Annotated in this window: 22 protein-coding genes; 14 read left to right on the top strand and 8 right to left on the bottom strand. The window is 58.7% G+C overall.

The window, feature by feature from the left end:
* The first annotated feature begins 32 nt into the window (after window positions 1–32).
* The 5 genes from IEN85_RS05180 (at window position 33) to IEN85_RS05160 (ending at window position 5,352) form a co-directional block, all read left to right on the top strand.
* On the top strand, window positions 33–2,222 hold the full coding sequence (locus IEN85_RS05180) for a TonB-dependent receptor (RefSeq protein ID WP_191616001.1): 2,190 nt from the start codon (window positions 33–35) through the stop codon (window positions 2,220–2,222).
* 201 nt (window positions 2,223–2,423) lie between these two features.
* Window positions 2,424–3,104 (top strand): ABC transporter ATP-binding protein, encoded by a 681-nt coding sequence (locus IEN85_RS05175; RefSeq protein ID WP_191616000.1) that lies wholly within the window; start codon window positions 2,424–2,426, stop codon window positions 3,102–3,104.
* Window positions 3,101–4,303: an ABC transporter permease gene (locus IEN85_RS05170; RefSeq protein ID WP_191615999.1), complete on the top strand. Its 1,203-nt coding sequence runs from the start codon at window positions 3,101–3,103 to the stop codon at window positions 4,301–4,303. The genes IEN85_RS05175 and IEN85_RS05170 overlap by 4 nt, the downstream gene beginning before the upstream one ends.
* Window positions 4,300–4,797: a hypothetical protein gene (locus tag IEN85_RS05165; RefSeq protein ID WP_191615998.1), complete on the top strand. Its 498-nt coding sequence runs from the start codon at window positions 4,300–4,302 to the stop codon at window positions 4,795–4,797. The genes IEN85_RS05170 and IEN85_RS05165 overlap by 4 nt, the downstream gene beginning before the upstream one ends.
* Before the next feature lie 27 nt (window positions 4,798–4,824).
* Entirely contained in the window at window positions 4,825–5,352 is a 528-nt protein-coding gene (locus IEN85_RS05160) for a DUF3299 domain-containing protein (RefSeq protein WP_224772451.1), read from the top strand.
* Between the two features lie 20 nt (window positions 5,353–5,372).
* On the opposite strand, the gene IEN85_RS05155 is transcribed toward IEN85_RS05160, so the two are convergent.
* Window positions 5,373–6,155 carry a 3-keto-disaccharide hydrolase gene (locus IEN85_RS05155; RefSeq protein ID WP_191615996.1) on the bottom strand — a complete coding sequence of 261 codons (783 nt, stop codon included), beginning with the start codon at window positions 6,153–6,155 and terminating at the stop codon, window positions 5,373–5,375.
* 229 nt (window positions 6,156–6,384) lie between these two features.
* Here IEN85_RS05155 and IEN85_RS05150 point away from each other — a divergent pair, with 229 nt between their 5' ends.
* The 3 genes from IEN85_RS05150 (at window position 6,385) to IEN85_RS05140 (ending at window position 11,483) form a co-directional block, all read left to right on the top strand.
* Window positions 6,385–9,174, top strand: coding sequence for a glycoside hydrolase family 43 protein (locus tag IEN85_RS05150; RefSeq protein ID WP_191615995.1), 2,790 nt, complete (start codon window positions 6,385–6,387; stop codon window positions 9,172–9,174).
* Window positions 9,175–9,421: 247 nt separating this feature from the next.
* Complete coding sequence (locus IEN85_RS05145; RefSeq protein ID WP_191615994.1) at window positions 9,422–9,967, top strand: NUDIX hydrolase; 546 nt, start codon at window positions 9,422–9,424, stop codon at window positions 9,965–9,967.
* Between the two features lie 199 nt (window positions 9,968–10,166).
* On the top strand, window positions 10,167–11,483 hold the full coding sequence (locus IEN85_RS05140; protein WP_191615993.1) for an Nramp family divalent metal transporter: 1,317 nt from the start codon (window positions 10,167–10,169) through the stop codon (window positions 11,481–11,483).
* 334 nt (window positions 11,484–11,817) lie between these two features.
* On the opposite strand, the gene IEN85_RS05135 is transcribed toward IEN85_RS05140, so the two are convergent.
* The 3 genes from IEN85_RS05135 to IEN85_RS05125 form a co-directional block, all read right to left on the bottom strand.
* Window positions 11,818–12,351: a hypothetical protein gene (locus tag IEN85_RS05135; RefSeq protein WP_191615992.1), complete on the bottom strand. Its 534-nt coding sequence runs from the start codon at window positions 12,349–12,351 to the stop codon at window positions 11,818–11,820.
* A gap of 144 nt (window positions 12,352–12,495) precedes the next feature.
* Window positions 12,496–13,806, bottom strand: coding sequence for a family 8 glycosyl hydrolase (locus IEN85_RS05130; protein ID WP_191615991.1), 1,311 nt, complete (start codon window positions 13,804–13,806; stop codon window positions 12,496–12,498).
* A 122-nt stretch (window positions 13,807–13,928) separates the two neighbouring features.
* Window positions 13,929–15,968: an endo-1,4-beta-xylanase gene (locus IEN85_RS05125; RefSeq protein WP_224772450.1), complete on the bottom strand. Its 2,040-nt coding sequence runs from the start codon at window positions 15,966–15,968 to the stop codon at window positions 13,929–13,931.
* Between the two features lie 561 nt (window positions 15,969–16,529).
* On the opposite strand from IEN85_RS05125, the gene IEN85_RS05120 reads away from it, so the two are divergent.
* Together IEN85_RS05120 and IEN85_RS05115 are read left to right on the top strand one after the other, a co-directional pair.
* The gene (locus IEN85_RS05120) at window positions 16,530–16,847 is read left to right on the top strand and encodes a DUF2834 domain-containing protein (protein ID WP_191615990.1); all 318 of its coding nucleotides are present in this window, start codon (window positions 16,530–16,532) and stop codon (window positions 16,845–16,847) included.
* Between the two features lie 8 nt (window positions 16,848–16,855).
* The gene (locus IEN85_RS05115; RefSeq protein WP_191615989.1) at window positions 16,856–17,449 is read left to right on the top strand and encodes a TetR/AcrR family transcriptional regulator; all 594 of its coding nucleotides are present in this window, start codon (window positions 16,856–16,858) and stop codon (window positions 17,447–17,449) included.
* A 196-nt stretch (window positions 17,450–17,645) separates the two neighbouring features.
* Here IEN85_RS05115 and IEN85_RS05110 read toward each other — a convergent pair whose 3' ends face one another.
* Complete coding sequence (locus tag IEN85_RS05110) at window positions 17,646–18,230, bottom strand: VPDSG-CTERM sorting domain-containing protein (protein ID WP_191615988.1); 585 nt, start codon at window positions 18,228–18,230, stop codon at window positions 17,646–17,648.
* Between the two features lie 508 nt (window positions 18,231–18,738).
* Here IEN85_RS05110 and IEN85_RS05105 point away from each other — a divergent pair.
* Window positions 18,739–19,209 carry an FKBP-type peptidyl-prolyl cis-trans isomerase gene (locus IEN85_RS05105; RefSeq protein WP_191615987.1) on the top strand — a complete coding sequence of 157 codons (471 nt, stop codon included), beginning with the start codon at window positions 18,739–18,741 and terminating at the stop codon, window positions 19,207–19,209.
* Between the two features lie 193 nt (window positions 19,210–19,402).
* On the opposite strand, the gene IEN85_RS05100 is transcribed toward IEN85_RS05105, so the two are convergent.
* From IEN85_RS05100 to IEN85_RS05090, 3 genes are all read right to left on the bottom strand, one after another.
* Window positions 19,403–20,206 (bottom strand): hypothetical protein, encoded by an 804-nt coding sequence (locus IEN85_RS05100; protein WP_191615986.1) that lies wholly within the window; start codon window positions 20,204–20,206, stop codon window positions 19,403–19,405.
* A 234-nt stretch (window positions 20,207–20,440) separates the two neighbouring features.
* On the bottom strand, window positions 20,441–21,112 hold the full coding sequence (locus IEN85_RS05095) for an RluA family pseudouridine synthase (protein WP_191615985.1): 672 nt from the start codon (window positions 21,110–21,112) through the stop codon (window positions 20,441–20,443).
* Between the two features lie 159 nt (window positions 21,113–21,271).
* Complete coding sequence (locus tag IEN85_RS05090) at window positions 21,272–21,730, bottom strand: c-type cytochrome (RefSeq protein ID WP_191615984.1); 459 nt, start codon at window positions 21,728–21,730, stop codon at window positions 21,272–21,274.
* 272 nt (window positions 21,731–22,002) lie between these two features.
* On the opposite strand from IEN85_RS05090, the gene IEN85_RS05085 reads away from it, so the two are divergent.
* The 3 genes from IEN85_RS05085 to IEN85_RS05075 all read left to right on the top strand — a co-directional run bounded on the left by IEN85_RS05085 (window position 22,003) and on the right by IEN85_RS05075 (window position 26,145).
* The gene (locus IEN85_RS05085; RefSeq protein WP_191615983.1) at window positions 22,003–23,280 is read left to right on the top strand and encodes a hypothetical protein; all 1,278 of its coding nucleotides are present in this window, start codon (window positions 22,003–22,005) and stop codon (window positions 23,278–23,280) included.
* The gene (locus tag IEN85_RS05080; RefSeq protein ID WP_191615982.1) at window positions 23,273–24,307 is read left to right on the top strand and encodes an AAA family ATPase; all 1,035 of its coding nucleotides are present in this window, start codon (window positions 23,273–23,275) and stop codon (window positions 24,305–24,307) included. The genes IEN85_RS05085 and IEN85_RS05080 overlap by 8 nt, the downstream gene beginning before the upstream one ends.
* Window positions 24,308–24,411: 104 nt before the next feature.
* Complete coding sequence (locus IEN85_RS05075) at window positions 24,412–26,145, top strand: hypothetical protein (RefSeq protein ID WP_191615981.1); 1,734 nt, start codon at window positions 24,412–24,414, stop codon at window positions 26,143–26,145.
* Window position 26,146 lies beyond the last annotated feature (1 nt).

The raw sequence follows: 26,146 nt of genomic DNA, 5'->3' as shown, positions 1-26,146 counted from the left end.
ATTTTAATGAAAGTCTCTTGCGATAACGGGGAATGCGAACGACGCACTACTTATTGGCTACGACTGCTCTGCTCTCGCTGGAGCTTGGTCCTTCGGTCGCTTTTGGCGACGCGGACACGATTGATTTGAAAGCGGTGGTGATCACTGCCAGCCCGTTTGTCACGAGCAAGGAGGAGCTGGTTGTGCCGGCGGGAGAGTTGACGGGGGAATCGCTGCGTCGCTCCGCGGAGTCGTCGCTGGGGGCCACTTTGTCGGGCGAGCCGGGAGTGCGTTCGACTTATTACGGCCCGGGAGCGGGGCGTCCGGTGATCCGGGGCTTTGACGGGGATCGCATTCGCATCCTCAATCAGGGAACCGACAGTTTTGACGTATCGCAGACCAGTCCCGATCATGGGGTGAGCATCGAGCCGCTCTTTGCCCACGACATCGAAGTGGTGCGCGGCCCGGCATCGCTGCTTTACGGAAATGCGGCCATCGGCGGGGTGGTCAATGTAATGGGCAAGGAGCTTCCCCGCGAGCGGGCTTTGAAGCCGTTTGCCGGGCAGTCTGAAACCTTTTACGGATCGGTTTCCGACGAGAAGTCGGTGGGAGCCGCTTTTCAGGGAGGGCAGGGAAACTTCGCTTGGAGCCTTGGCTTTCTGGACCGCCAGTCGAATGACTTCGAAATTCCCGGCTTCGCGGAGTCGCTCTACCAAATGGAGGCGGAGGAGCACGAGCATGACCACGATCATGGCGAGGAAGAGGACCACGATCACGAAGAGGGTGAGCACGAAGACGAAGATCATGACGATCACGAGGAGCCGGTTTTTGGAGTTCTGGAAAACAGCTTTGTGGACACGCGCTCTGGCTACGTCGGCCTGGCGTGGTTTGGCGATCGCGGTAGCTTGGCTGTCTCCTACTCCGAATACGCGAGCGACTACGGCGTGCCTGGTCATTCCCACGCTCACGAACACGAGGAGGAGCACGAGGAAGGCGAAGAGCATGAGGAAGAGGAGCACGAAGAGCACGATGAAGAGGGCGTCACCATCGATCTCGACCAGTCTCGCTTCGCCCTGCGTGGAGAGCTGCTCGATCCGGTGGACTTCTTGGAGAGCCTGGAGCTCGACCTGACTTTTGGCGACTACACGCACAGCGAGTTGGAAGGCGAGGAAGTGGGCACTGTTTTCGAGCGCGACGGCTACGAGCTGCGCCTGACGGGCGTTCACAGTCCGGTGGGCGACTTCACGGGAGCCTTCGGCTTTCAAGCGAAGGTGGACGACTTTTCGGCAGTGGGAGAGGAAGCTTTCATCCCGAGTTCCGAGACCTCGCAATACGGCATCTTTCTCATGGAGCGTCTCAACCAGGAGTGGGGCGCGTGGGAGTTTGGGGCACGTCTCGAGAGCGTCGAAATCGATCCGGTCGACGTCAGTCTGGAGGATAGCAGCTTCGATACGGTGAACGCTTCCGCCGGCTTGGTTCGCCGACTGAGCGAGAACTCGGTCCTCTCGGCCAACCTCGTTTACGCGGAGCGTGCTCCGAACGCGAGCGAGTTGTACGCCTTTGGTCCCCACGTGGGAACTCAAAGTTTCGAGATCGGCGATGTAACGCTCGGCAAGGAGTCGTCGACCAGCGTGGACCTTTCCTACCGGTTGACGGCGGGCAAGATCACTGGCGAGGTGACGGCGTTCTATTCGGATTTCAGCGATTACGTTTACCTGCGTTTCTTGGATCATGAAGATGCCGAAGAGATGTATGGGGAACTGGATACGCATGGGCTCAACGTTTACCAAGCTACGGCAGTGGACGCTAAGTTCTACGGCTTCGAAATCGACCTGCGCTATCACCTGCTCGACGAAGCGGATCGCGCCATGCACCTCGATCTGCTCTACGACCAAACTCGGGCGACCAACGAAAGCTTTAACACGAACCTGCCGCGCATCCCGGCCCGTCGCCTTGGCTTGCGCTGCGAATACGCCTTCGGGCCATGGTTGTGGGGCGCGGAAGGGCGTTGGCATGACCGCGCGTCTCACCTCGGCCCCAATCAATTGCCGACCGACAGCTACACGCTCTGGGGAGCCGACGCTCGATTCCGTATGCACGCGAGCGATACGGCGACTGTGGATCTCTTTGTGGTAGGTACGAATCTCAGCGACGAAGAAGCACGCCCGCACACTTCGTTCTTGAAGGACCTTGCTCCGATGCCGGGCCGGAGTTTCAAGCTCGGCGTTCGCACGAGCTTTTAGTGAAGAGCGGGATAGCCCGTGCTGGGCTCGTGCTCGGTATTTTCTGGCCGTTCGGAGATGGGCCGCTACCTGATTGGAGTTGCACGATTTCTGCGCTGGAGGAGTGATCGTCCTGCACTTCCGAACACTCTGCCATTTGAAAGAAGCTTTCATTGACTGAATCACTTCGCTCGCTTGGTTCGTATTCGGGTTTGTTAGGATATGGCTTTGTTGGAGATCGAGGATTTAGTGATGGCTTACAGCGGGAAGGCGCAGCCGGTTTTGTCGGTGCCGCGGTTCTCGCTGGAGGCGGGGAAGCAGGTCGCGGTCAAGGGGCCGAGCGGCTGCGGGAAGACGACTTTTCTGCACCTGATCGCGGGGATTGTCGCTGCGAGCGCGGGCCGGATTTCCTTGGGCGATACGGTGGTGACAGATCTAGGCGAAGCGGCTCGCGACCGGTTTCGGGCCCGTAATATCGGTTACGTATTCCAGAGCTTTCATCTGATGCGGGACTTCACCTGCTTGGAAAACGTGGAGTTGGGTATGTCTTTCGGTGCGAAGCTGGATCGAGACTTTGCGAAGTCCTTGCTGGAGCGGGTCGGTCTGGCGGAGCGGATTGGCTACCGGGCTTCGGAGCTGTCGATCGGGCAGCAGCAACGGGTAGCATTGGCTCGGGCTTTGGCGAACCGGCCGCGCTTGGTTTTGGCTGACGAGCCGACCGGGAGCCTCGACCAGGAAACGGGCGAGCGAGCAATCGGCCTCTTGCGGGAGATGTGCGAGGAGAATGGGGCCTCGCTCCTGGTAGTGAGCCACGACCTTTCAATCGTGGATCGCTTCGAGCGGAAGATCGACTTTCGCGAGTTGAACGAAGCCCTTTCCCGAAGCGAGGAGGCAGCCCGATGAGTCCGCTGCGAATCGCGATGAAGGGGCTGCGCAGCCGAGCGGTCAGCAGTTCAGTGACGGCGGGCTCGATGGCCTTGTCGGTGTGCTTGCTGCTGCTGGTGTGGGGCTTCAAGGTGGAGGCGGAGCGCAGCTTTGCCGCTTCGGACGGCGGCTTTGACGCGGTGCTGGGGCCGAGGGGCTCCAAGCTGCAGATCGTGCTGAACGCGCTCTACCATCTGGACGAGTCGCCCGGCTTGATGCTTTGGAGCGACTACGAGCAGATTAAGGCGAACCGCATGGTGGCGGCCGCCTATCCGATCGCGGTGGGCGACAACTATCGCGGTATTCGCTTAGTGGGTACGGTTCCGGAATACTTGGCGGAGCACGAGTACCGCGAGGGGTATGGATTCGAATTTGAGGGTGACGGGCGCGTTTTTGCCAACGGCCAGTTCGAGGCAGTGGTGGGCAGCCAGGCTGCCAAGCAATTGAAGCTGGGGATGGGGGATACCTTTCATCCGTATCACGGTCTTCAATACGACGTGAACGCGCGTCACGAGGAGCTTTACGAAGTGGTGGGCGTTTTGGAGCCTACCGGCACTCCGGCGGATCGGGTGATCTGGATTCCGGTGGCTGGCGTGCAAAACATGAGCGGACACGCTGCCGCGGCCGCGAACTCCGTGAGCGCGGCGTTGGTAAAATTCCATCCGGGGGCTCGCACGGCGGGCTTTCAGCTGGACATGATGTACAACAAGCGGGGGGACCGTTTGACTTTGGCCTGGCCGGCTAGCCAAAGCGTTTTGCGGCTCTTCGAGAAGCTCGGCTGGTTCGACTTCGCCTTGCGGGCGATCGCGGTGCTGGTGGCGGTGATCGCGGCGGCGGGCGTGACGGCGACGCTTTACAACGCGATGAGCGAACGGCGGCGGGACATTGCGGTTTGGCGAGCCTTGGGGGCGCGGCGTCGCGTTGTCTTTGGGATCGCGACCTTGGAGTCGCTGGGAATCGCTGTATGCGGCCTGCTGGCCGGTATGGTTTTGTATTTGCTCGTTGGTTACGTCCTGGCGGGATTCGTGAGGGATCGGGCAGGCGTGGTCTTGGAGCTTCTAACTCCAAACGCCGCGTTTTGGGCGGTGCCGCTCGGAGTATTGCTCATTGGTTTCTTGGCGGGAGTTGCCCCGGCAGTGAAAGCCTACACAGTGGATGTCAGAAAGAATTTGTCATGAAGAAGAGAGCGTTTTTGGGGAAAGGATCGCGTTTGGGCGTGGCCTTGGGATCGATTTTTGGGACGCTTGTCCTCGTAGGCTGCGGTGACTCGCACGATCATGATCACGGCAGCCACGGGCATGCCCACCAGGCCCCGCACGGTGGGGCGCTGGGCATGTTGGGGAACCATGCCTTCCAAATCGAAATCGTGCCGGACCCGATTCGGCGGGAGCTCGATCTTTACGTGCTGGACGGGGGCGCGCAGCATTTCGTGCGCGTCGGGGCGGAGAGCATTGAGGGGACGGCTAGGGCCGGATCCCGGGAGTGGCAGTTAAGTTTCCGGGCGGTCGCGAGCGAAGCGACGGGGGAGTCGGTAGGAAATAGCTCGCTCTTTTCTGCCAGCGCTCCGGAACTTGTGGGGCTGAGGGAGTTCGTTGTAAGCTTCGAGCGCCTTGAGTTGCTTGGGCAGGTTTACGAGAACGTGGTGATCCCTTATCCGGAGGGGTCGCATTAATCTTAGGATGAGAGAGGAAGTTGGATTATGAATTTTAGCATGACGAAAGGCTTGGCCCTTGTTTCGCTGCTGTTGGCGCTGGCAAGCGTGGCGAGCGGCAAGGAATACCAGAAGGTTGGCTTTGATCTGTTGGCGGCCAAAAGCTACGATCCGGAGGCTCCCGAGGCCGACAAGAAGGTCGTGGTGCGCGACGACGAGGAGTACTTGAAGCAGTACGTCTTGGACAGCGTCTTGGCCCTCGATGGCAAGCCGGTGGAGATCACCGGCTACATGATGCCGATTTCGGTGAAGGGGGAGAAGGTAAGCGAGTTTTTGTTGATGCCCGACACGGGGGCTTGCTGCTACGGCCAGATGCCCGCTTTCAACAGCTTCGTTTTCGCCCAAGCCAAGAAAGGCGCCCACTTGCTGGACAACGTGCCGATTCGCGTGCGCGGAAAGCTCAAGGTGGAGGAAGTCTGGCAAACCGGCTTTTTCAGCCACCTTTACCATTTGCAGGTAGACGAAGTGGTGATCGGTTTCGGCGAGTTGCCGCCTCCTTCTGATTTTGGTCTCTAGGAGTTCCGGGGCACAGGGCGCTACTCCCCTAGCGGGAGCAGCTCGATGTTGCGGAACCAGACGCCTTGGCCCTCGGCTTGCAGGGCGATGTGTCCGTGGTCGAGCATGAGCGGCGCTCCGGCGGCTAGCAGTGGGGCAGCGGCTTCTACGCCGTCCTTGGGATCGAGCTGCGGCTTTTGGTAGCGCAGGACTTCTTCGCCATTTACGCGATGGATTATTTCCTCATTACCGCGTACCTCGATTTCGATAGCGACCCATTCGCCAGCTGGAAAAGTAGGGGCTGAGGATTTTACGATGTGCTGGGTGACGAGCTGGCCGTCGATTTCCAGGTTGGTGCCGGGGGTGCAGACGTTGCCGGTGGAGCGGGGGCCCTTGCCCTCATCGGCGAGAAACTGGAACTCGAGGCTGACGGGAAAGGATTGGTCCAGTCCGAGGCTGAGGGGCGATTGGGAGTGGACCATGACGCCGCTGTTCAGGTTCACGTAATGCGGGGCGTCAGGCATCATTTTCCCTTCGAAACGGTACTCCATGCGCAGGCGGTAGTGGGAGTAGGTTTGGTTGCTGTAGAGGTGCCCGTACTGTCCGTCGAAGCTGTCGTAGTCCTCGTAGGAAACCTTGAGGATGCCGTCCTCTACACGGAAGGTGCGGTAGGGATTTTTTCCAAGCTCGTGCTTGGCGAATTTTGGGGTCCAGCCATCGAGGGTCTTTCCGTCGAATAGAGGAATCCACGTTGTGTTGTCGGCCTGCAAGAGGCTGGAAGAAACGGTGAGCAAGGCGCTGAGGGCGAGGGATTTTAATTTCATAACACGAGAGTACAAGAATGGGGTGATTTGAAGTTGAGTGGTACCACGCCTGCTGTCGATAACGGAGAGCGGCGGCGCCCGCCGAGATATTTGGCGGGTTGGGAGGTCGTTTGGCGCATACATGGATAGTCACCGGCAGTGGGCCCAGTTTTCAGGGCCTCTCCAGCAGCGTCCTTTCCGGCCGCTGACAATTGTATACCCAGCATACTCCCAACCAGATTTTTATTCTATGAGGTTTCTCGTCAGAACCATCATCTCTTCTTGCTGCCTATGCGGTTTAGGCGTGCTTGCGTCCGCCCAAACGCCGACCTTCACCCGCAACGCGTCGGTGCACGACCCGTCGGTAATCAAGGTGGGGGATCGTTTCTACGTCTATGGCTCGCATGGAGCTTCCGCGTGGACGGATGACCTCATGAACTGGACGCAGGTCGCGACTTCGGTTTTCTCGGGGAATCCGAGGCACTTTGCGAATTTCAACAGCGACCTTTCCGAACTTGTAGCATGGGCCGATGCGAACACCTTGTGGGCGGCCGATGTTTACCAATTGGACGACGGCAAGTATTACTACTACTATAACGTTTGGACGAACTACCTCAACTATCGTAGCTACATGGGGGTTGCTGTTTCGGACACGATTGAAGGGCCGTATTCAAATGTTGGGGAGATATTGAGAGGGGGAACCGGGGTTACTGGATTTAATCCAGCCGTCGACCCCAACACCATCGACCCAACCTTGTATCGAGATACTGAGGACAATCTTTGGATGACCTACGGTTCCTATTCGGGCGGCATTTTCGTTTTGGAGATGGATGACACGACGGGGTTCCAAAAGCCCGGACAGGAGTGGGGGACGAAAATCCTGAATGGTCGCGGCGCCCTGATCGAAGGCCCTTTTATCGACTACAATCCGGAAACGGAATACTACTACCTCTTCCTTTCCTATGGCGGATTGAATTCAAACGACGACTACAACATGCGCGTCTTTCGCTCGCGCAACCCGGATGGACCCTTCCTCGACCCGGCGGGCAATGACCCTGCCACTGCTCCAGTCTCAGGCTGGCGCGATTATGGCCAAACCTTTGCGGGTGGCTGGCAGTTCTTGCCCGTCCCGGGCGAGCTTAGCCAAAACCCCACGGGCTACCTCTCGCCCGGCCACAACTCGGTGATCAAGGATCCGGCCACCGGCAAGTGGTTCAATTTCTTCCACACCCGCTTTCTCGGACGCGGCGAGGCTCACGAAATCCGCATTCACCAGTTCTTCTTCAACGAGGATGGCTGGCCAGTCATGGCCCCGCATCGCTACGCCGGAGAGACGCAGGGCAGCTACACCGCGCAGGACGTAGCCGGTTCCTACAAGGCAATCTTGCATCCCAAGGAGATCAACCACTCGGATTGGGTGCCCGGCGGGGATCCGAATCCTACGTTCTCTACCGTAGTGGCTCTGAGCGGCGACGGTAGCGTTTCGAGCGCCGATGGTGATACGTGGACCATGGTGGATGGGCAAAACATCCGTATCACCATGGATGGCGTGCTCTACAAGGGGGTGGTTTGCGAGCAGTGGGACAACGAAAACAAGCTTTGGGTGATGGGCTTCACCGCGGTCGGCCCGGATGGACGTTCCTTGTGGGGAAGCGAACTGGCGATCGCGGATCGCTCGGGCGACTTGGATCCGCCAGAGCTGGAACCCATCGCTGACATCGCCCTTCCCATGGGGGAATCCTTGGACTTGAGCATCGTCAACAAGGCTCCCAATCCCGAGCTCACTCTCGAGTATAAGATTCTGAAGGCCCCGGAAGGGTTGCAGTTGAATGCTTCTACGGGCGGCGTTAGCTGGACTCCCTTGGCGGCCCAGCTTGGCTCTATCCACGAGGTGCGCATCCGTCTGCAAGACCTCTTCGATCCGAGCATTGCGGACGATGTTCATTTCTATGTGTATGCAGCGGGTGGATACGAGTTTCAGGAGGCGTCTTTCGATTTCGAGGCGACTGGGACTGGAGGCATTTTGGACAGTGTTGGCAAGTCGACCGGTTTGACCGCTCGACTCAGCGGTACGGGCGCCAGCTACACCGTAAACGACCCGAACCTCACGCTCGACGAGGCTAACGGACAGCTATTGCTCAAGTCTACCCAAGCTGACTTCAACGGGCAAGCCGGGGTGGCCTCTGCGTCGGCGGTCGGCGTAGCTTTTTCCGAACTCGGCTATACGGGCTCGGAAGATTTCTCGGTGACGGCTCAGTTCGCGCCCATCGAAGGTTTGGAAAGCATCGACCAAGTCGGCGTCTTCGTGGGCAGCGCCGCGAACACGCTGACGCGTGCGGGCATCTTCCAGGGGTCTAGTCCCGAAGGCCTTGGCGTGCACACCCAGTCCGGCACCGACAACAATGCCACGTTTAACCAATCCAACTTCGACTTGAGCGATGGTCTCACGGTAGTGATCGCTCGCGAGTCAGGCGAGTGGAGTTACTTGGTCGACGGCGTATCCGTGAGTCCGCAGGCGCCCAACGCGACCTTCCTCGATGCCTTGAGTGACCTGACGGCTGGAGTTTTCGCGATTACTCCGCTCAATGCCAACGCCAAGACGGTGGGCGTGGATTCCTTGCAGGTCGCCATTCTTTCCGATCAGCTTCGCCAAACCCGTATCCAAGAATGGAAGACAATGCACTTCGGCGAAAATCCAGCTGCAGGGATCGCTGGCAACGACGACGATCCTGATAAGGACGGTCGCTCCAATCTCGTTGAGTATGCCCTCGGCACCGATCCCATGCTTGCGGACGCGGACGTCAACGGACGGATCGAAGTGGTGAATGGCAAACTGGTGTGGACCTTTACGCGCCTCGGCGACCCTGCCTTGAGCTATCGGGTAAAAGCAAGCTCGCTGCCGGGCGACGCGAATGCGACTGCCATTTGGAGCAGCGCGGTTGGCGACAATGAGGACGGACCGGTTGCCGTGGAGGCGGAAGTTCCTGCCGAAACAGGGGGCAAGGTCTTCCTGCAGCTCGAGGTCGATACGGTAGAGTAGGGTGGGGCGCGTATGAAGGTTGATTCGCAAAGGCTTTGTGAATTGCCGGTCGAAGGCTTTGAGTTTGCCTCGAATGGACTCCAGCAACGCGGACCGGGTGGAACCGGTCCCTCCAGGGCAAAGATGGAGGGACGACCTCCGTGTCGTCCGCGCTGCAGGAGCCGCTTCGCGTGATATCCTCCACATGCGTCGCAACGGAAACTCGTGTGTTGACGGAACGCCGCGCTTCCGCGACTAGAGTTGCCCCATGAAACGGCAGCCCTTGATCGCCCTCCTCGAACGCTACCGCACCCGCTGGCCAGAGGAAGCCGCTACCTGCGAGCGGTATCTCGACTTCGTATCCAGAAACCCAGACTGCTTCGAACGCAGTCTGCAGGAAGGACATGTCACTGGCTCGGCTTGGATCGTCAACACGGCGGGGACCCATGTGTTGCTCACCCACCATCGCAAGCTCGGCCAATGGTTCCAGCTTGGCGGACATGCCGATGGGGAAGCGGACGTGGCAAAGGTTGCCATGGCGGAAGCTCGCGAGGAGTCAGGCCTAGCCGAACTTCGTTTCGTGGATACGGAGATTTTCGACATCGACATCCACCTCATTCCCGCCCGCAAGAGCGATCCCGAGCACTACCACTACGATGTGAGGTTCGCGTTGCAGTCGGTGGGTTCTTATGGCTTTACCGTAAGCGAGGAGTCGCTCGACCTTGCCTGGGTGAGGCTAGCGAAGCTGACTGAATATACGACCGAAGAGTCGATGCTGCGCATGGCGCGGAAGTGGAGCCGTAGGATAGGGTGAAGGGGACTCGCTGAGAACTCTGCACTTCGTGGGAAGTGGCCTTGTGCCGCGATTGGGTGTTATGGATATCGCGACGCAAGGAAGCTTCCTATCAGTCTGCTTCTGCGCAAGGCGTCGTTTTCCCTCGTAATGTAGGCTGCAAGGGGAGATGAAGTGAGCTCTCCTTTTCGTTTTTCTACCCCTTGTTTCCTTTTCGTCTATGCCCCACTTGAAAGACGCCCCTACGGACTTTGTTGGAATTTTGAAGCAGCTCGGCCCTGGACTTATCATTTCGGCCTCCATCGTTGGCTCCGGCGAACTGATCGTCACCACGAAGCTGGGGGCAGACGTCGGCTTTACGCTGCTTTGGTTCATTATCTTTGGCTGTTTGATCAAGGTGTTCTTGCAGGTGGAGCTCGGCCGCTACGCCATCCTCTCTGGGAAGACTATGTTGCAGGCCATTGACGGGGTTCCGGGGCCGCGCTTGCTGGTGTCGTGGCTGGTCTGGGTTTGGATCTGCATGTTTGTGGCAACCTTCTTTCAAGTCTCGGGCATGGTGGGCGGCATTGCTCAGGCGGTTTCCTTGTCGGGACTCCAGTTTTCAAATACGACGCTCGCTTTAGCCATCACCGGATCCTGCGCGTTGTTGCTCTTCATCGGTCGCTACACTTTCGTGGAGCGCTTTTCTACGGTCATGGTGGCGGGGTTCACCTTGTTCACGATCCTCGCGGTCCTGTCCTTGTACTGGACCGATTATGGCGTAAGCGCTGCGGATCTAGCTGAAGGTATGAGTTTCGGGCTTACGGATGACTTCACTATCGCTTTTGCCGCTTTCGGAGTCATCGGGGTCGGGGCTTCGGAATTGATTTACTATCCCTACTGGTGCTTGGAAAAGGGATACGCTCGTTTCGTGGGAAGGGATGACCAAAGCGATGCATGGCAAAAGCGGGCCAAAGGTTGGATCCGAGTGCTGCAGTGGGATGCTTTTGCTTCGATGGTCATCTATACTGGCGCCACGATTGCCTTCTACTTGCTGGGAGCTGCCGTGCTGCATGGCAAAAGTGTAGAGGTCTCGAATGACAACCTGATGGCTAGCCTCTCCCATCTATATAGCGAGTCCTTTGGTGTAGTGGGTTTGTGGATATTCATTTTTGGAGCGATCGCCGTCTTGTATTCCACGGTTTTTATTGCCACCGCCTCGAATGGTCGACTTGCGGCGGACTTGCTGCAGCTCTTTGGTCTCGCGAAAACTGCCAGCGAGGAGCGTCGCGGTCAGCTAATTCGCTACTCCTGCGTAGCCCTGCCGGTGATCTACTGCGTTTTCTATCTCACGCTGGGACGGCCGGTGACTCTTGTCACCATCGGAGCGGTGGCCCAGGCCCTCATGTTGCCTTTTCTAGGATATGCGGCTCTTTACTTTCTTTATCGCCGTACCGCGGAGGTCATGAAGCCGGGCAAAGTCTGGTTCGCCTTCCTGTGGATCTCCTCCATGCTCATGGGAGCGGTGGGAATCTATCAGCTGAGTAGGATGTTCTAGGTCGAGGATGACCTACCCGCTGCTGTTGGGCGATGAGCAGGTCCTGTTTTTATTTTCTGCTAAAAAAGCTGTCACCTTTTGTTGGTGGGCGGGCACTTAAAGGTATCGAAACAATCGATTTTTAAACCGCCTAACCAATAAATACCATGATACTCGTAGTTGCTTATTCAGTACTTATCCTTGCCGCTCTCTCCTGCACGATCCTCGTCGAAACGAAAGCTGCCTAAGGTCACGTTAAAGATGTACGCCAAATGCATTCGAAGAACTCGGTTTCCGTAAGCCGAGTTCTTTTGTATTTCAGCGGGAAGGGCCGTTTACCCGCATAGGACTCTCCTCATTGAAGCCCTTGGACTTTCTTGAGTAGGAATTTTGCGCGTTCGATCGCTTCCTCTCTCTCCGGTCCATCCGACATTTCGAGGGCCTCGTTGAGACGGTCGAGAGCTGCATCCGTATCCAAAAACGGAATATCGACTTCAGAACCCCCGTAAATCTGTTCGCTGGTGGGGTCGGTGGTATCGATGATAGCTTCCTCGATCTTGGCTTTTCGCTCCTCCCAAAGCTTGTGGGGAACAGTGCCCTCCTGGTCGAAGGCGTGAAAGGGCGGCAGGTCGTCGATGCCCTCCTCGCGGGCTGCCTCGGCCAGCCGGGGAACGTACGCGTCGATTTCCGGCAGCGCCGCCTCCATGCGCAGGTCCCACATGAGCAGCTTGCCGCTGCGGAGAGCTCGGTAGTGAAATAGGTCCGGTCGCTCGGAGATCGCTTTGACCACGACCTCTTGCGGAGCCTGTAAGACGAGCCCCTCGAGACGGGTGGCGAGCAGCATGCAGGCTAGGTAGAGTGGCAGGGGAAGGGATTCGACATCTTCCATATTCGAAACCACGCTAGACAGCCGACTGGTCGAAGCGAGTCAAGACTGCGCGAAAGTCGCCTCTCGCCTGCGAAGAGGAGAGCAGCTTGTCCCTTTTTCCGGGGCCTCAAGCTTGGGCGCTTTGCTTGGCTCAAGGTGACGAACTCACGGCTCGACCGGACCGTAGATTTGGAAAGTGCCGCTGGCATGGAGCAGTCCAAACATCATGAGCAGGCCGCTGTAGTAGCGCTGGCTGCGCAGCTCGCCCTCTGCCATCAATCCATCGGTATCGCGGCCAACGTCATTCGGCAACTCAAGGTTCCACAGCCGTTCGACCATCGGTTTTCCCAATTCCGGATCGGCGGCCAACGCGGCTGTCGCCGCCATCCCAGTCAAGCCGTGGGCCCATCCGCCACGGCGTTGCACGGTGCCGTCTAGCTCCATATGGTCAGGCCAATCGTCGACTGGCTGGGCCGCGTAGAACCGTAGGATGCGATTGGACTGTTCCACCATCCACTCGTCCTCTCCCCACCAAGACCAGTCCATGGCTGGCCAGCCCAAGGTGCGCCACGCGTCCGCAGCGAAGGCGCGGTCCCATCGAACGATCGGGGTTCCGTCGAATTCGGTATAGTTGGCCATGATGCCCGTCTCCGGGTGAGCTGCGTTGCGAAAGAGCTGACGGCTGGTCTGGGCGACTTCTGCGAGGAAAGCGCGATCCGCCGGATCTTCCGCCCATCGCGCCATCAGCTCGGTAAAGTGCGGGGTGTGGTAGGAAGGATCGGTGAAGTTCGGACCGTATTGGCCGTCGGGGGTGAAGCGGATCTGTTTCTCCTCCGGGTGAAACATGCTGACGATGTCGCCGCGGTCCGGCTCGTCGTCCTTATGGATCATCATGCGCAACAGATCCTGCGCCTCTCGCCCGTAGTTAAAGATTCCCTCGCCATCGCCCCAACGGTGGGAGGCAAAGAAGAGGGCCATGACCATCCAGTTCTCGCCGTCCGGCGCCGGGCCAGCGCCTCGGATTTCGCTGCCATCGGCCCGCGTCATGTCGCCGTCGTAGTCGCGGTGCCAGGCGAAGTAGCCGCGCAAGGGCCCTTCGGTGTATTGCATGTGGGTCTTGGCCCACTTCCACAGGGCGTTGAATTCCTGCTGCTTGTCCATCTGCACGGTGATCATCATCCCGTAGGAGATGCCTTCGGAGCGCACGTCCCGGCTGCCGACGTCCGCGAGGTAAGCCGTGTCCTCCGACGCCGTGTAGTAAACGCGTTCCGTGAACGGGTCGCCGTAGAAGAGCTGGTCAAAGGCTCCCTCGACCTTCGCTTCGATCTCTTCGTCAGACTTGCCAAGGTAGGTCTTGAAGAGGTTCGGGTACTCCCCGGTCAGGGCTGCTCCGCCGGGAGGAGGCGCGGCGGGTGTCGTGGAAGCGAATACGAAGGCTGCGAGGATTCCGAGGGTGGTGGTGAGTTTTGGGGGCATAGGAGAGATGTGGGGTTCGACGGGAAACGGGTTCCTGTCAGCTTCGAGCTATTTTTTGGTGGAGGGTTGAATTTGCAGGGCGGCTCGCGCGGAGATCGAGCTCTCCCTTAAAGAAGGGCACCCTAATCCGAATCGCGTACGAAGACGAAGCGGTAGAATTCGGAGCTGTGGCTACTGCCGCCTGGTGGCCCAGCGAAGGTGAGAACGGGAGCTGCTCCGTTGGTGTCGACGGTGACGCCGTCCGCCTCGCGTAGCTGAAGGTCGTAGCTCCCGACGGTCGTCCAAGTGGAGAGGTCAGGGCTGCGTTGGATCTCGAGCCTGCCTTCGTCGGCATCGGCGGAGAGGGTGAGCTGGAGTCGAGGCAGACCATCGGGCCAAGACCACGGCTGTTCCGCGTCGGGCTTGGTCGGGTCGAGCCCGAGTAGGTACTCGATGCCGGTGGGCAGGCCGTCCTTGTCGAAGTCGTCGGCGATACCGTGTTCGGCCGGATCGAGTAGGCGCTGGGCGAGGTAGTTGCCGAAGCTGAGTACGCTGCTCTCGGCGATGTATTCGCGCAGCCAGGTCATAGCCGGGCGCTCGGCTCCCTGTCCGAGAACGAGGTAGGCACGCTGGTCGTCGCGCCATAGGCCCGGACGGTAGCCCCAGAGTGTTATCCCGAGCATGGCCGGATGCTCCCAAATGACTGGAAATACGCGTTGGTATTCGGCGAGCTGGATGGTGTCGGAGCTGCCGTCGATGTCGAGCTCCGTGGCCATGAGCGGCAGCCCTCGGCTTGCTAGTGTATCCAAAGTTTGGGTCATGAGTGCGGCAGAGGGACCCCGGGTGCTGAAGGCGTGGCCCTGGAAACCGATGACGTCGATAAGGTCTTCGGCGATCAGCAGGTCGATGATTCCGAGATAGTTATCAACGGCGCTAGGATTTCCGATGATCCCGTACTCGTTGATCATGAGCGGGGTGTCCGGACCGAAAGCTTCGCGAGCGATGCGGAAGGATTCGAGGAGCCAGTCCCATCCGGTTTCGCCTGTTCCGCCGAGGGCATCGATGTAGTTGGCCCGTCCGGAGACCACGCCGGTATCGCCCCCGTCGGGGCGCTGGTTCAGCGGTTCGTTGGTGACTTCGACGTAGTCGATATCGGGGTAGCGAGTGGCGACGGCCTGGATCCATTCTTCGATCTCTTCCCGTTGCTCGGTAGGTGAAAGGTCGTTGATCCAGTTGGGTTGCTGGGCCCCCCAAGTTAGAACGTGGAAGCGGAACTTGTAGCCGTTGTCCTTGGCAAAGTTGTAAGCGTTGTCGAGGCCGGTCCAGTTCATCTGGTCGCGGGTGCCTTCGACGCTGCCCCACTTGCCGGCGTTTTCGGGCGTTACTTGATTGAAGTAGTGCTCGAAGTTCGCGATCTGGGAGCCGCTGTAGACGCTGCCGAGGAACTTTGCTTTTCCGGTCGCGAGCGGTAGGCCAGTGGGATCGTAGGGCACGTCTTCGATGTCGGGCTGGCGGCTGCTGGTGGAGCCGGGCTCGTCGTTGTCGAGGTTGCCGACCGTGTAGTCGTAGATCGACGGGCCGAAGGCGAACTTGTCGATCGTCAGTCCATTCTCGCGGGCCCCTAGGGCGAAGGTCTGGGTCAGGGCGCCATCCGGCACCGTGAACGGGGTACCGCTGTTCAGGAGGGTGAGGTTGATCCACTTCCAGACTTGGCTGCCGGCTCCGCCTTGGCCGTCGAGAACCTCGCCGGCAGCTGTGCGGCCGACGCCCGAGGCGATGTTGTTGACCTGAATCCAGTCTCCATTGGTGGTCGGGGATTTGGAGCCGAAGCCATTGCCGTAGAAGAAGCTGTCGTCGGAGGCGCCTCCGCTGCCGACGTGGACGCGGGCGTACAGCCAGTAGTTGCCTGCGTTGGGAAAGGTGACGCTGTAGCTGGCTGTTCGGGCAGTCGAGCCCGGGTTGCCCGAATTGATGAGGTCGGTGCTCGGGGCGATCCCCGTAACACCATCCACGGTTGTCTGGACCATCTGGTTTCCCAAGGTGCCGCTCTCGGCTTCGACAATGGTGGCCCGAGTCTGAGCATGGAGGTCGACAGCGAGGAGGAGCACGAAAAGGAAGCTTGAGCGGCGTAAACGTGTGGACAGGTATGTTCTAGCAGTGCGGGTCTTGGACATGCGTGTCATGGGTAGTGAAGGGTTACGGCCGTTGGCCTCAGGGGCAGAGGGTTCGTTGTGATCCCTGCAGGGCGACGGGTGTTCAGCTCGTGCGGACTGGGGCTCCAATACGCTTTGAAACGCCAGTGTTTCGGGCGAGTAAAAAAAGGGCTGGTCTTGAGTGAGACCGGAAAAGCTGTCCGTCAGCCGCCCGAGTAAGGGTCATTCTGAATTGGATTCCAATGGTCTCGTAGGGGAGGGAAGCGACGAGAGTTTCTTTTCAAATGGACGCTCACTTACGCGAGTGATCCTGCAATGAATGCGGTAAGTGCAGTTCGCTGAGAACGCTGAGGTCGAGGAGCGCGCTTCCAGGGAACTCCGTCGCGCCGTGTTTCAGCCCGCGGCCGCGTTGCAGGAGTTGGCCCTACACCCAATTGGACAGTCTCCAAGAAAATTGCGGCACTTTAGCTGCCGCTCGTTGAGCTCTGGCGGACTTGCGAAGGTCGCTTCCCGCAATCCGGTCAGTAAGGGAGCTGTCATCGGGTCATCAAAAGCCTTGCAAAACTGAATAAAAAAAGTGAATATTCATAAATGGAAATTCATAAAAACGCGTTGGGATTAACGGCGGGGCAGCGGAGGGTGTTGTTGGTTGTAGCGGTGTTGGCGTTTTTGGGGCCGAACGGGCTCTACCTTTATTATGCGGCGACGCAGCCGGAGCTGAACGCCCAGGCGTTGAGCAATCCCGTCTCTCTGGCTTTCATGATCGAGGCCATGATGTTGCTGGCTTTGTTTCTGTGGTTTGTCTTCAAGACGACGCGATCCTGGGCCAAGGTGGGTCTTTATCTGGTCTTGGCCTTCTTGGGCAGCTTGGCTTTCAGCTTGCCGTTCTTTCTTTCGCGAAAGCGATAGCGTAGTTTATGGCGAGAGCTCGCACAGGGGACAAGGACAGCAAGCTGGTGGAGGCGGCGATCTCGCTGTTTCTGGAACGGGGCGTCCGAGGGACGACCATGCAGCATATCGCTCGGCGAGCCGGGGTGGCCGTGGGCACGGTGTATTTGTATTACAAGGACAAGGGGGCCATCGTGCGGCGGGTGGCTTTCGCCTTCGCGGAACAGCATGACGCTTTCGCAGAAGGGGTGCTGGGAACGCGCCGCGGTCCGCGGCGCAAGCTCTTGGACTACATCCTGGGCTTTTACGACATGTGGGTGCCCTTCGGGCAAAATGACCAAGGTGCAGTGGAGTTGGCGGACGCGGTGTTGACGCATGCCCCGGAAACTCCGGGCATCGCCCAGCAGAAGTTCTTGGATACGGTGGCGGCCATCCTGCAGGAAGGGAAGGAGGGGGACTGGAAGGTAGGCAACCCGCAGGTGGAAGCCCGTTGGATCGCCTTGAGCACGACGGCCTTTTTCCCGCTCGCCGGCACGCCCAGCGAGCACCCGCTGCGTCAGTCGCTGGGTCGTGAGGAGTTGGAGGGGTTGCTCAAGTGGATGCTCGACAAGGTGGAAAATTGAGGGGTGTTTTTAAGCTGCGGAGCGGAAACGTATTCTCTCGGAAAGAAGGGTGTGAACCGTTTGCGTGACCTCCGAGACGAGCATGCTCCTACAGGCAAAGGCGTTCACGTTGGGGGCGCTCAGAGTTCCGGCCATGAAAAAGCCATGCCCCGCAGGGGCATGGCGTAAGGTTTGAAGCGTTTGGATGGCCCCGGTTTTAGCGGCTTTTACGGCGACTGACAGCAGCGAGGCCGATGAGTCCGATGCCGAGAAGGCTGATGGTCGCTCCCGCATCGGGGACCGTCGCATTGATTGAGTAGACGCGGTCGGTGATGTTGCCGGTATAGGCGACGGTTTGTCCGACGGTTGGAGCGCTTCCGAGAACGCCGTTGGCGGTGAATGTCGTGTCGGGACCAGAGACGTAGTCGAAGGACACCTTGGCGGTTCCCATCCAGATTCCCATGATCCATCCGGCGTCTAGCGCTCCGGAAGCAGAGAAGCTGTTGAGGCCGAGTGCTACCGTGCGTTCGTCGACAAACTTAACTTCGTAGTTGTTGGAGCCTTTGTCTTCGAGGAAGAGGAGAGCCATGTTGCCTTGGGCGCCATATTCGATGTAAGTCTCCCAGCCGGTGAGATAAGCTCCTCCTGCTGGAACGACCTCAGTGAGGAGCGCCATGGAGAAGTTGGAGAAGCCGTCGCCGTGCGTGCGGTCGATTGCGTCGTTTCCGATCGTGATCGCTTGAGCGCTGCTGGCCAAACCGACCACGGCGAGGAGAGAGAGGAATTTAGAGAAAGCTTTCATTTTTTCGGTGTGCTCAGTGTTTCTGTTTGGGATTTGTATTGGTTTTGGTCCAGTTCAGCAGGAGGTGTTCCGCTGGGTGGCTCACCTAGATGGGAGTATACGTAAGTTCCAGTAGGTCATATGTTTGCGTGTGCTAAAAATAATCTATTTATTTTACGTCGGTTTATAACCTATCCATGGGCGTAAAGAACCCTTACTTTTTTCGTTTTTGCTTACAGAGTCTTTGTGGTCGAGATCGATCGGAATTGGGTGGGAGAGGACACCTATCACGTCCGAGGGTGGATGGATTGGGCTCTTAGAACGGGAGTCGTCTTGTCGCGAATTCCGGTCGATCGCGTTGGCGTTTCTTTTTTGTTCGCTGCGATCGAAGAGCCTTTTGGACCCGCTGCAGTGTCAGCGTGCGTTGGTACGTCGGGTGGAGCAGCCCTTGTTGTTTCGTCGATCCTCTATCGTTCAACGGAGGGGTGAAATGCCATGATTCTGGTATGCCGTTTGCTAGGAAGCGGGCATGAAAACCCTGTCTCTATTTTGCGCGATTGCTGTTTGTTGGGGGGCGTCTGCCCAGTCCGATGAGCTTGCCTTGGACTATATGCCGCCTGCTCATGCGGAGCAGGTGGCGACTCTCATGCCGGGAGCGGTGGAGATCGGGGGTGGTGTTCGCTTCCTGGAGCTTGAAGCGGGCGAGGGGCCGAAGATCGTTTCGGGCGATCGAGTGGAGGCGATTTACACAGGGCGCTTGCTGGACGGGAGCATTTTTAATCAAAAGACGGGCAAGTGGCACACCTATCGATTCACGGTGGGGGCGGAGCCGCGTCAGATCATTCAGGGCTGGGAAATCGCCATGCCCTACATGCAGAACGGGGGGAAGTACATGGTGGCGATCCCGTCTCAGTTCGCTTACAAGGACAAGGGCCGCTACGGGCAGGTGCCGCCGTATGCCACGGTGACGTTTGAGATCACGATCTTGGACGTCAATTGAGGGGGGAGTCCGGTCGTAGCCGCTGGCTATGTCGGATTTGCGAGGGTGGAAGGACGGTTTAGGAACCGCGGATGGACGCGGATTTATCTGGATGAGGTGGTGGGATGTTTGCCCACGAAGGGCACGAAGGGATCTTCTGTGAAGAGCGGGATCCTGCGTTGGAATCGCTCGGCGAGCACGCTCCTACATTGAGTTATTGGACTTTGATGTCGCGGGCGATGAGGGCTTTGTCGACGAGCTTGATGATTTCTTCGAGGGCCGCGCGAGCGAGGTCGGTTTTCATCTTCTCGAGGGCTGCGGAAGAGGTGGCAGTCGAAGTTGTTGTTCCGGCTCTTTGCCAAGGGATCGCGTTGATGTTGTTGAACTTCTGGGCGTCCACCTCCTCGCCAGTCTTTCCGTCATAGGAGCGGAAGGCTCCTGTCATATGAAGCTGAATGTGGCCGCTTGGCGAGAGGTTGGGGGGAGCTCCGATATGGGGCGGAGTTGTTTCAGCGGAAGTGTCCACGAAGGTGAGGACGAGGGACTCGAGCACGATGACGGCTTGAGCTTCGTGCTCGGCGGCATGGGCGATGACTTCTTCAGGGGGCATCGGTTCGGGCCAGTAACCGACCTGCTTGTAGGGAAGGCTTGGATAGGCCGGTGGAAGCGAGGAAAGCGGAAAGACGAGTTCGTAGTTCCAGCTGGACTCTCGGCGTTCGCTCAGGCTGCTTTGCACGTGGAGGTAAACGGCGTCGTCGAAGTCTTGCAGCCAGCGGGGCATGGTTTGGCTGGCGGGTGGTTGGTGGGCGGGTTTTGGGTCCGGCCCGGATATTTTGATGCCGATTTGAGAGGCCAGATCCACCTCGTCGAAGTAGAGCCCGTGACGGTCGAGAACGAGGACGCGGCTGGCGTTTTCCACGATTTCGAATCGGCGAAATTCCGGCAGGGTGTTCTCGCAACCGCTTTGTAGCAGCAGGAAAATGAGGGTGAAAGCGTAGGGTAACAGGCGTCGCTTCATGGCAAGGGGGGCTTAAAGGTTGTGGGCTAGGCCCAGCTTGCGAGGAGGCGCGGGAGTCGACCTCAGGCTGTGCCGGACTGTTGGAGGAGTTGGTTGGGGTACTAGTTGGTACGCGGGGGGCAGGGGGAAAGGGTGCAAGAATTTTTTGGGTAACTGTTTTGTTGGATCGGTTTCTGCACGGGAGGACGAAGGCAGGGGGCTTTCCCTAAATGGACATCGCGTGCGAGCGCGCTCCTACATGGGCTGGGCAAGCTTCAGGCGCTGGAGGAGATTTTGCAGGTCCTGGGCAATGGGGGCGCGGAACTCTTTTTTTTCCAGGGGAGCTGTATCGGGAAACTGGATGCGGGTGGCGTGGAGGGCTTGCCTGGGGTGCAGGGTGCAGGGGGGATTGCTGTACCATTCTTCGCCGAGCAGGGGGTAGCCGAGATGGGAGAGGTGGATGCGGATTTGGTGGGTGCGTCCGGTGAAAAGCTTGGCTTGCAGGAGGGCGTAGCCATTGTTCCGGTCGAGGACTTGGAAGCGGGTGTGGGCGGATTTGCCGTCGGGGGTAACGCCGAGGCTGCGTTCGTCGACCTTGCCGATGGGGGAGGTTTCGTCGATGCGCTCCCAGTTGGGTTCGCCTTTGACGATGCAGCAGTACTGCTTGCTCATGCCGGGGGTGTTCCAGATGGCTTGCAGGTCGGTGACGAGCTGCTTGTCGAGGGAGAAGAGACACACGCCGGAGGTATCGGCGTCGAGCTGGTGCACGGCCCAGACCATTTGCCCGAAGTGCTGGATCAGATGGTACTGCACGCAATCGTCGTCGTCCAGCGAGCGGCCGGTAGTGGGCCAGTCGTAGGGCTTGTTCAGCACTACGAGAGGGTGGTGCTGGGCGAGGACGTGGGAGGCTATATCGAGCGAGCGCATCTACCGTGCGATAGATTCGGGCGGGGCGAGGTCGTGGCAAGGAAGAAGGGAGAGCTGCCAGCTGGTGTCGATCCCGCATTTTGATCGCGTGCAAGCAGGCCCTGCGGCCCAAGGGCGCTAGCCGCTTGGGTCGATCGCGTGCACGCGCGCCTGCGATGATTATTGGTAGTACAGGCCGTCGCGGGTGTATTCGGGGAAGACGACTTTGTAGTGAGGCTGCAGATACTGGGTGATGTCTACCAGTTGCTTGACCGTCAGGTAGGGAGTGAGGTCAGGCATGAGCGATTTGCCGCTCGGGTCCTCATAGTCGGCCACGTTCTTGTCCTTGATCGCGTGCGAGGGGTGGATGATCGAGGTGACGAGCTGAGCGTAGGTTTTTACGCGGTGCGTTTCACCTCCCAGTTGTACATGCAGGCTGCGCGGAATCTCTGGTTCGGGCAGGCTGTCTCCCACCACGGTGTGGCATTGCACGCAACCCATCGTTACGAAGGCTTCGCGGCCGGCGACGGGATCCCCATCGGGGAGTCGAAAGCCTTGCGGCGAGTCTACTTGGCGTCCGCAAGCAGCCAGCAGGAGCGCGGCGAGCAGGGCGGCTATTTTGCTGTTTCGATATTTCATGGTCCCTCCTTTGTTGAACAAAGTAGGGTACTCCCAGGTCGATGGGGTCGCAACTTTATAGGTAGGCCGATGGCTGCGAGGAGGGCGTTTTTAGGGGAGCTGATGGAAGTTATGGACTAGGATTATGGGCCCGGATGTGGAGGAAGGAAGGGCTGAGGGAAACGCGTGACGGGGACGCTGCTGCCTATCGGGAGAGCGGCTGTCGCCATGGCTTTAGAGTTTGTGGGAATTTTGATTTACTAATAAGTGCGAACACCTAGCTTGGCATGGTGGTGACCGAAGTTGGATCATATTGGCGAAAAGAGGCAGGAGCCCTCGTTCGCCTGGTCAATTTCTGGTGGTGGCTGGACTTGGCGGCTCCGTGGTGGCTGGGACTGAATCTGTTGAGCGTAGCAGCGGCCTTGCTTTGGCGGCGCTGGTTTGACTTGGGCTACGGCTTTTTGGGGGCTTACCTTTTGGGGCTGCTGGTGGTCTGGGGCCTTGGTTTCGCGAGGGCTCGCGGGCGTTTCATCGATTTCGAGAAGGGCTTGGGGCGTTTGGATCGGGCTTGGAATTTGCAGGGCGCCCTTTACGCGGCCAACCACGGAGCCGCTTCTTGGCCACCGGTGAAGACGGGTAGGGAAAAGGTTTTTCGCGTCTCCTTAAACCGGATACATTTGTCGCTTGTCTTGTCCTTTTTGGTTTTGGGGATTGGCCTCCTGTTGCCGGTGCAAAAGCTCTCGCCCAAACCTGAACTGGAAGTGGTGGCTGGCCCTAACGCCTGGGCAGAGATGGAGGAGTGGCTGAGCGTGATGGATGCCAGCGAACTGGTGGAGGAGGAGAGCCTCGATGCCTTCGAGCAGCGTTTGGATTCGTTGGTGGACCAGCCGCGCGAGGACTGGTTTTCGGAGGGGAGCTTGGAGGCGACGGACTTTTTGGCGAAGCAGTCGAAGGAGTCGACCCTGCAATTTTTGGAGTCGCTCGACATGGCGATGCAGAGCGCCTCTCGCTTTTCGGGCGGCGACGGGGCTGAACTGGGCGATCGCGACATGCGGCAGCTGAGCAAGAGTATCGAAAATTTGGATCTGGGCACTTTGGCTTTACGGGAGGACCTGATGAAGACCTTGAGCGAGCTGGCGGAATCGGAGCAGAGCTCGGTCGACCAGCAGACCCTGCAGGAGATGCTGGACCGCATGAAGGAAGGGGCGGAGACGGTGCAGAGAGGCATGGGCTTGCCCCGCTACCAAATGGGACCGATGCAAGCCGAACGCCGTCCGGGCTCAGGCGAGGACGGGGAAGAGGGGCCGACGCCACTGACCATCAGCGAGGAGGCGAGCGCCCGCTTGGCGGGTAATCTGGAGGGGATTTCTAACGAGGATCGCGAGCGCGCGATCTTGGGCGATACGGCCTTCACCAGCGAGGTGCAGATCGAGGATTTCGAAGCAGAGGCCCGTGGCAAGCAAGCGGGCGAGCGGACGCACAATGTGGGCGAAGGCGGCAGCGCGGTGTGGCAGATGCGAGCCCGTCCCAAGGAACAAGCTTTATTGAAGAACTATTTTGGCAATGAGTAGCGCTAGCACCCCAAGTCCCATCACGGAAGGCCGAGCCCAGGCGATCCAAACGAAACTGCGAGCTCTCACGGGAGCCCTCAATCAAGTGCTCTTCGGGCAGGCCCGGACAGTGGAGCTGGTAGTGGTGGCCTTGCTGGCTCGCGGTCATGTATTGCTGGAAGGACTACCGGGCTTGGGCAAGACGGAGCTGGTGAAAGCCTTGTCGAAGGCGATTCAGCTGAAGCAGAACCGGGTGCAATTCACGCCTGACCTCTTGCCGGGCGACATCACCGGAAACCCGGTCTTGCAGGAGTCGCCAAGCGGCGAGCGAAGTTTCGTTTTTCAGGAAGGTCCTCTTTTCGCGGAGCTGCTGCTCGCAGACGAAATCAATCGAGCTTCGCCCAAGACCCAATCGGCCTTGTTGGAAGCGATGCAGGAGCGAAGCGTGTCGGTCTTCGGCACGAGCCATCGCTTGCCGGAGCCGTTCTTCGTTTTTGCGACCCAGAATCCTATCGAGCTGGAAGGTACCTATCCGCTGCCGGAAGCCCAGATCGACCGCTTCCTGTTCAAGCTTTCCATGGAGCGGGGCGATCGCTCGGTGATCGAAAAGATCGTGCAGCATCGCGACTTGGGCGGAGAGGTGACGGTCGAGCAAGTAATGACGAGGGAGGAGCTGCTGGAGGCCAGTTCCTTGACCCGCGAAGTTTTTCTGCCGCCTGCGGTGGTGGCCTACATCGCTCGCCTCGTGGAGGCTACCCACGTGGGAAATTCCAAGGCGGCGGATGGGGTGCGCTTTGGTTGCAGTCCGAGAGCGGCCATCAGCTTGGCAGCGTCGGCCCGGGCAAGAGCTCTACTGAATGGGAGAGTGTATTCGAATTTCGAGGACGTGGAGGCCTTGGCGATTCCCGTGCTGCAGCATCGCATTATCATGGACTATCAAGCCAGGGTAGAGGGGGTAAACGGCGCGACGGTGGTAAATCGCTTGCTTGAAGAGATTTCGCCAGATGGGGTGGATCTGCCCGAATCGCTCAAATCAGCTAAGCTGTAAGGACAAACATGATACGCTTTGGGGTCTTTTCGTTGCTTAAGGTGGGTTTCGTTAGGGGGCGTCTCCGGAGGAGCCTTGCCGCCTTGGAGCTAGGTCTGCTAGCTATGCTTTGTTCGCAGGGAACGGCCCAGGTGCAGCTGGCCCATATCGATGGTGAGGACCAAGGAGCGACGGTGTCGCGACTTTACGGCGAAGTGGTGATCGGCGGTTACCTTCCTCTGCGAGTGCGCCTGGAGAACAAGACGGATCGTCCCCAGCAATGGGGCCTGCGAGCGCGTAGCTCGATCGACGACCATCGCAGCTCGGTGATAGAGTTCTCCAAGCAGTTCGAGGTGGGAGCCCGCACGGCAGAGGTTTTTGATGTCTTGGTGCCCACTCCGTCGATCGCCGATTTCGAACAGTTTAGAAACACCGGGTACTACTACGGCTACTCGTCGATGCAGGTAACCGGGACTTTAGTTGGGCCAGAGCAGGATCTCTCCTTTTCCTGCTATTCATCCGGCAATACCGATATCGATTCAATTTTACTTACGAACAATGTGGTTGATATCGTAGGTTACGGGGAGCAAGTGATACCTTTCATTCCGCAAGACTTCTTCAATGACGGCACGCGTTATGTACCGCCGGGCGAGCGTCTCGGGTTCCAGCTGGTCCAGCTGGAGGCGAACACCATGCAGGAAGACTGGCGAGCCTACTGGGGCTTTGGGATGATCCTGTTGTCGACTGAGGAATGGAAGAGCCTAAGTTCCCTGCAAACCCAAGCGTTGATGAACTGGGTGCGTGCTGGCGGTGTTTTGGTTTTGCCGGATTGGAACTGGGCTCGTGGCAATATCATTCCTGGTGTGTCGCAGGACGATTTCAAATCGGGCGAATGCCATTACGGTCTAGGTCGCATCGAAGTAGGACCCATCGTCGGGGGTTACGAAAGCGTGAATCGTCGGGTGTTTGACGAAGGCGCTTTTCCGCTCAGCAATCCAAGGGTGTCGGGAGTCTTTGGATACGATCTCCAAGATCGGGAAAGCTTGGGAGGTTATTACGCGGTCTTGATTGGTTTTATCGTTCTGGTGGGGCCGGTGAACCTGATGTATTTTTGTCGGGGCCGTCGTCGCTACCGACTCTTTGTCACCACGCCGCTGATCGTGCTGGCGAGCTTGTCGGCCATTGCCCTCTATTCGCTGTTGAGGGATGGGGTGGGTGGCGAGGGCGAGCGTTTCGAGTTGACGCTCTTCGGCGGCGACTCGAACCAAGCGCTGAGAGTCCAGTCGCAGGGCGCGGACTTAGGGATGATTTTTGGCCGTTCATTCGAGGTGCCGGATAAGGCTCACGTGGAGCGTTTTTCTGTTCCGGGAGCAGCGCAAAAGCGCTACGAGGTGGATGGCTCCAAGCGGAGCGGCGATTGGTTCGTCTCGCGCTCCAAGAATTCGCTGCTCGTCGCTTGGGCGGAGCCCTCGCGGGAACAGGTTCGCTTGGAGGTGAATGGAAACGGAGCTGGTTTGAAGGTGAGCTCTCGTATCAAAGGAACGGTAACGCCTTTCGTTTTGAAGGATGGCGCGGGGAATTATTGGACAACCGAAAGTTTGTCGCTAGGGGAAACCAAGTCCCTGACGCGGGTCGATGCCGAGAAGGTGAAGGACCTTATCGAAAGGCTTACGCAGAGCAAGGCTCGTCGACTTTATGAGACAGCCATCGAGCGGCAGCTAAGAGGTAGTAACGTGTTTTTTGGCGAATTGAAGAACGACGCGAATCCCGCTCTAGCGACCTTGAAGTCGGTGGCATGGGACGACGGTGGCCATCTGGCCTTGGGGCAGGTCGTGCTTGCTGGAAGGGAGAATCAGTAGT

Source organism: Pelagicoccus enzymogenes (genome assembly GCF_014803405.1).
GTDB lineage: Bacteria > Verrucomicrobiota > Verrucomicrobiia > Opitutales > Opitutaceae > Pelagicoccus > Pelagicoccus enzymogenes.
The sequence above is the reverse complement of the archived record's forward strand: the minus strand, read 5'-3'. Positions and strand labels throughout refer to the sequence as shown.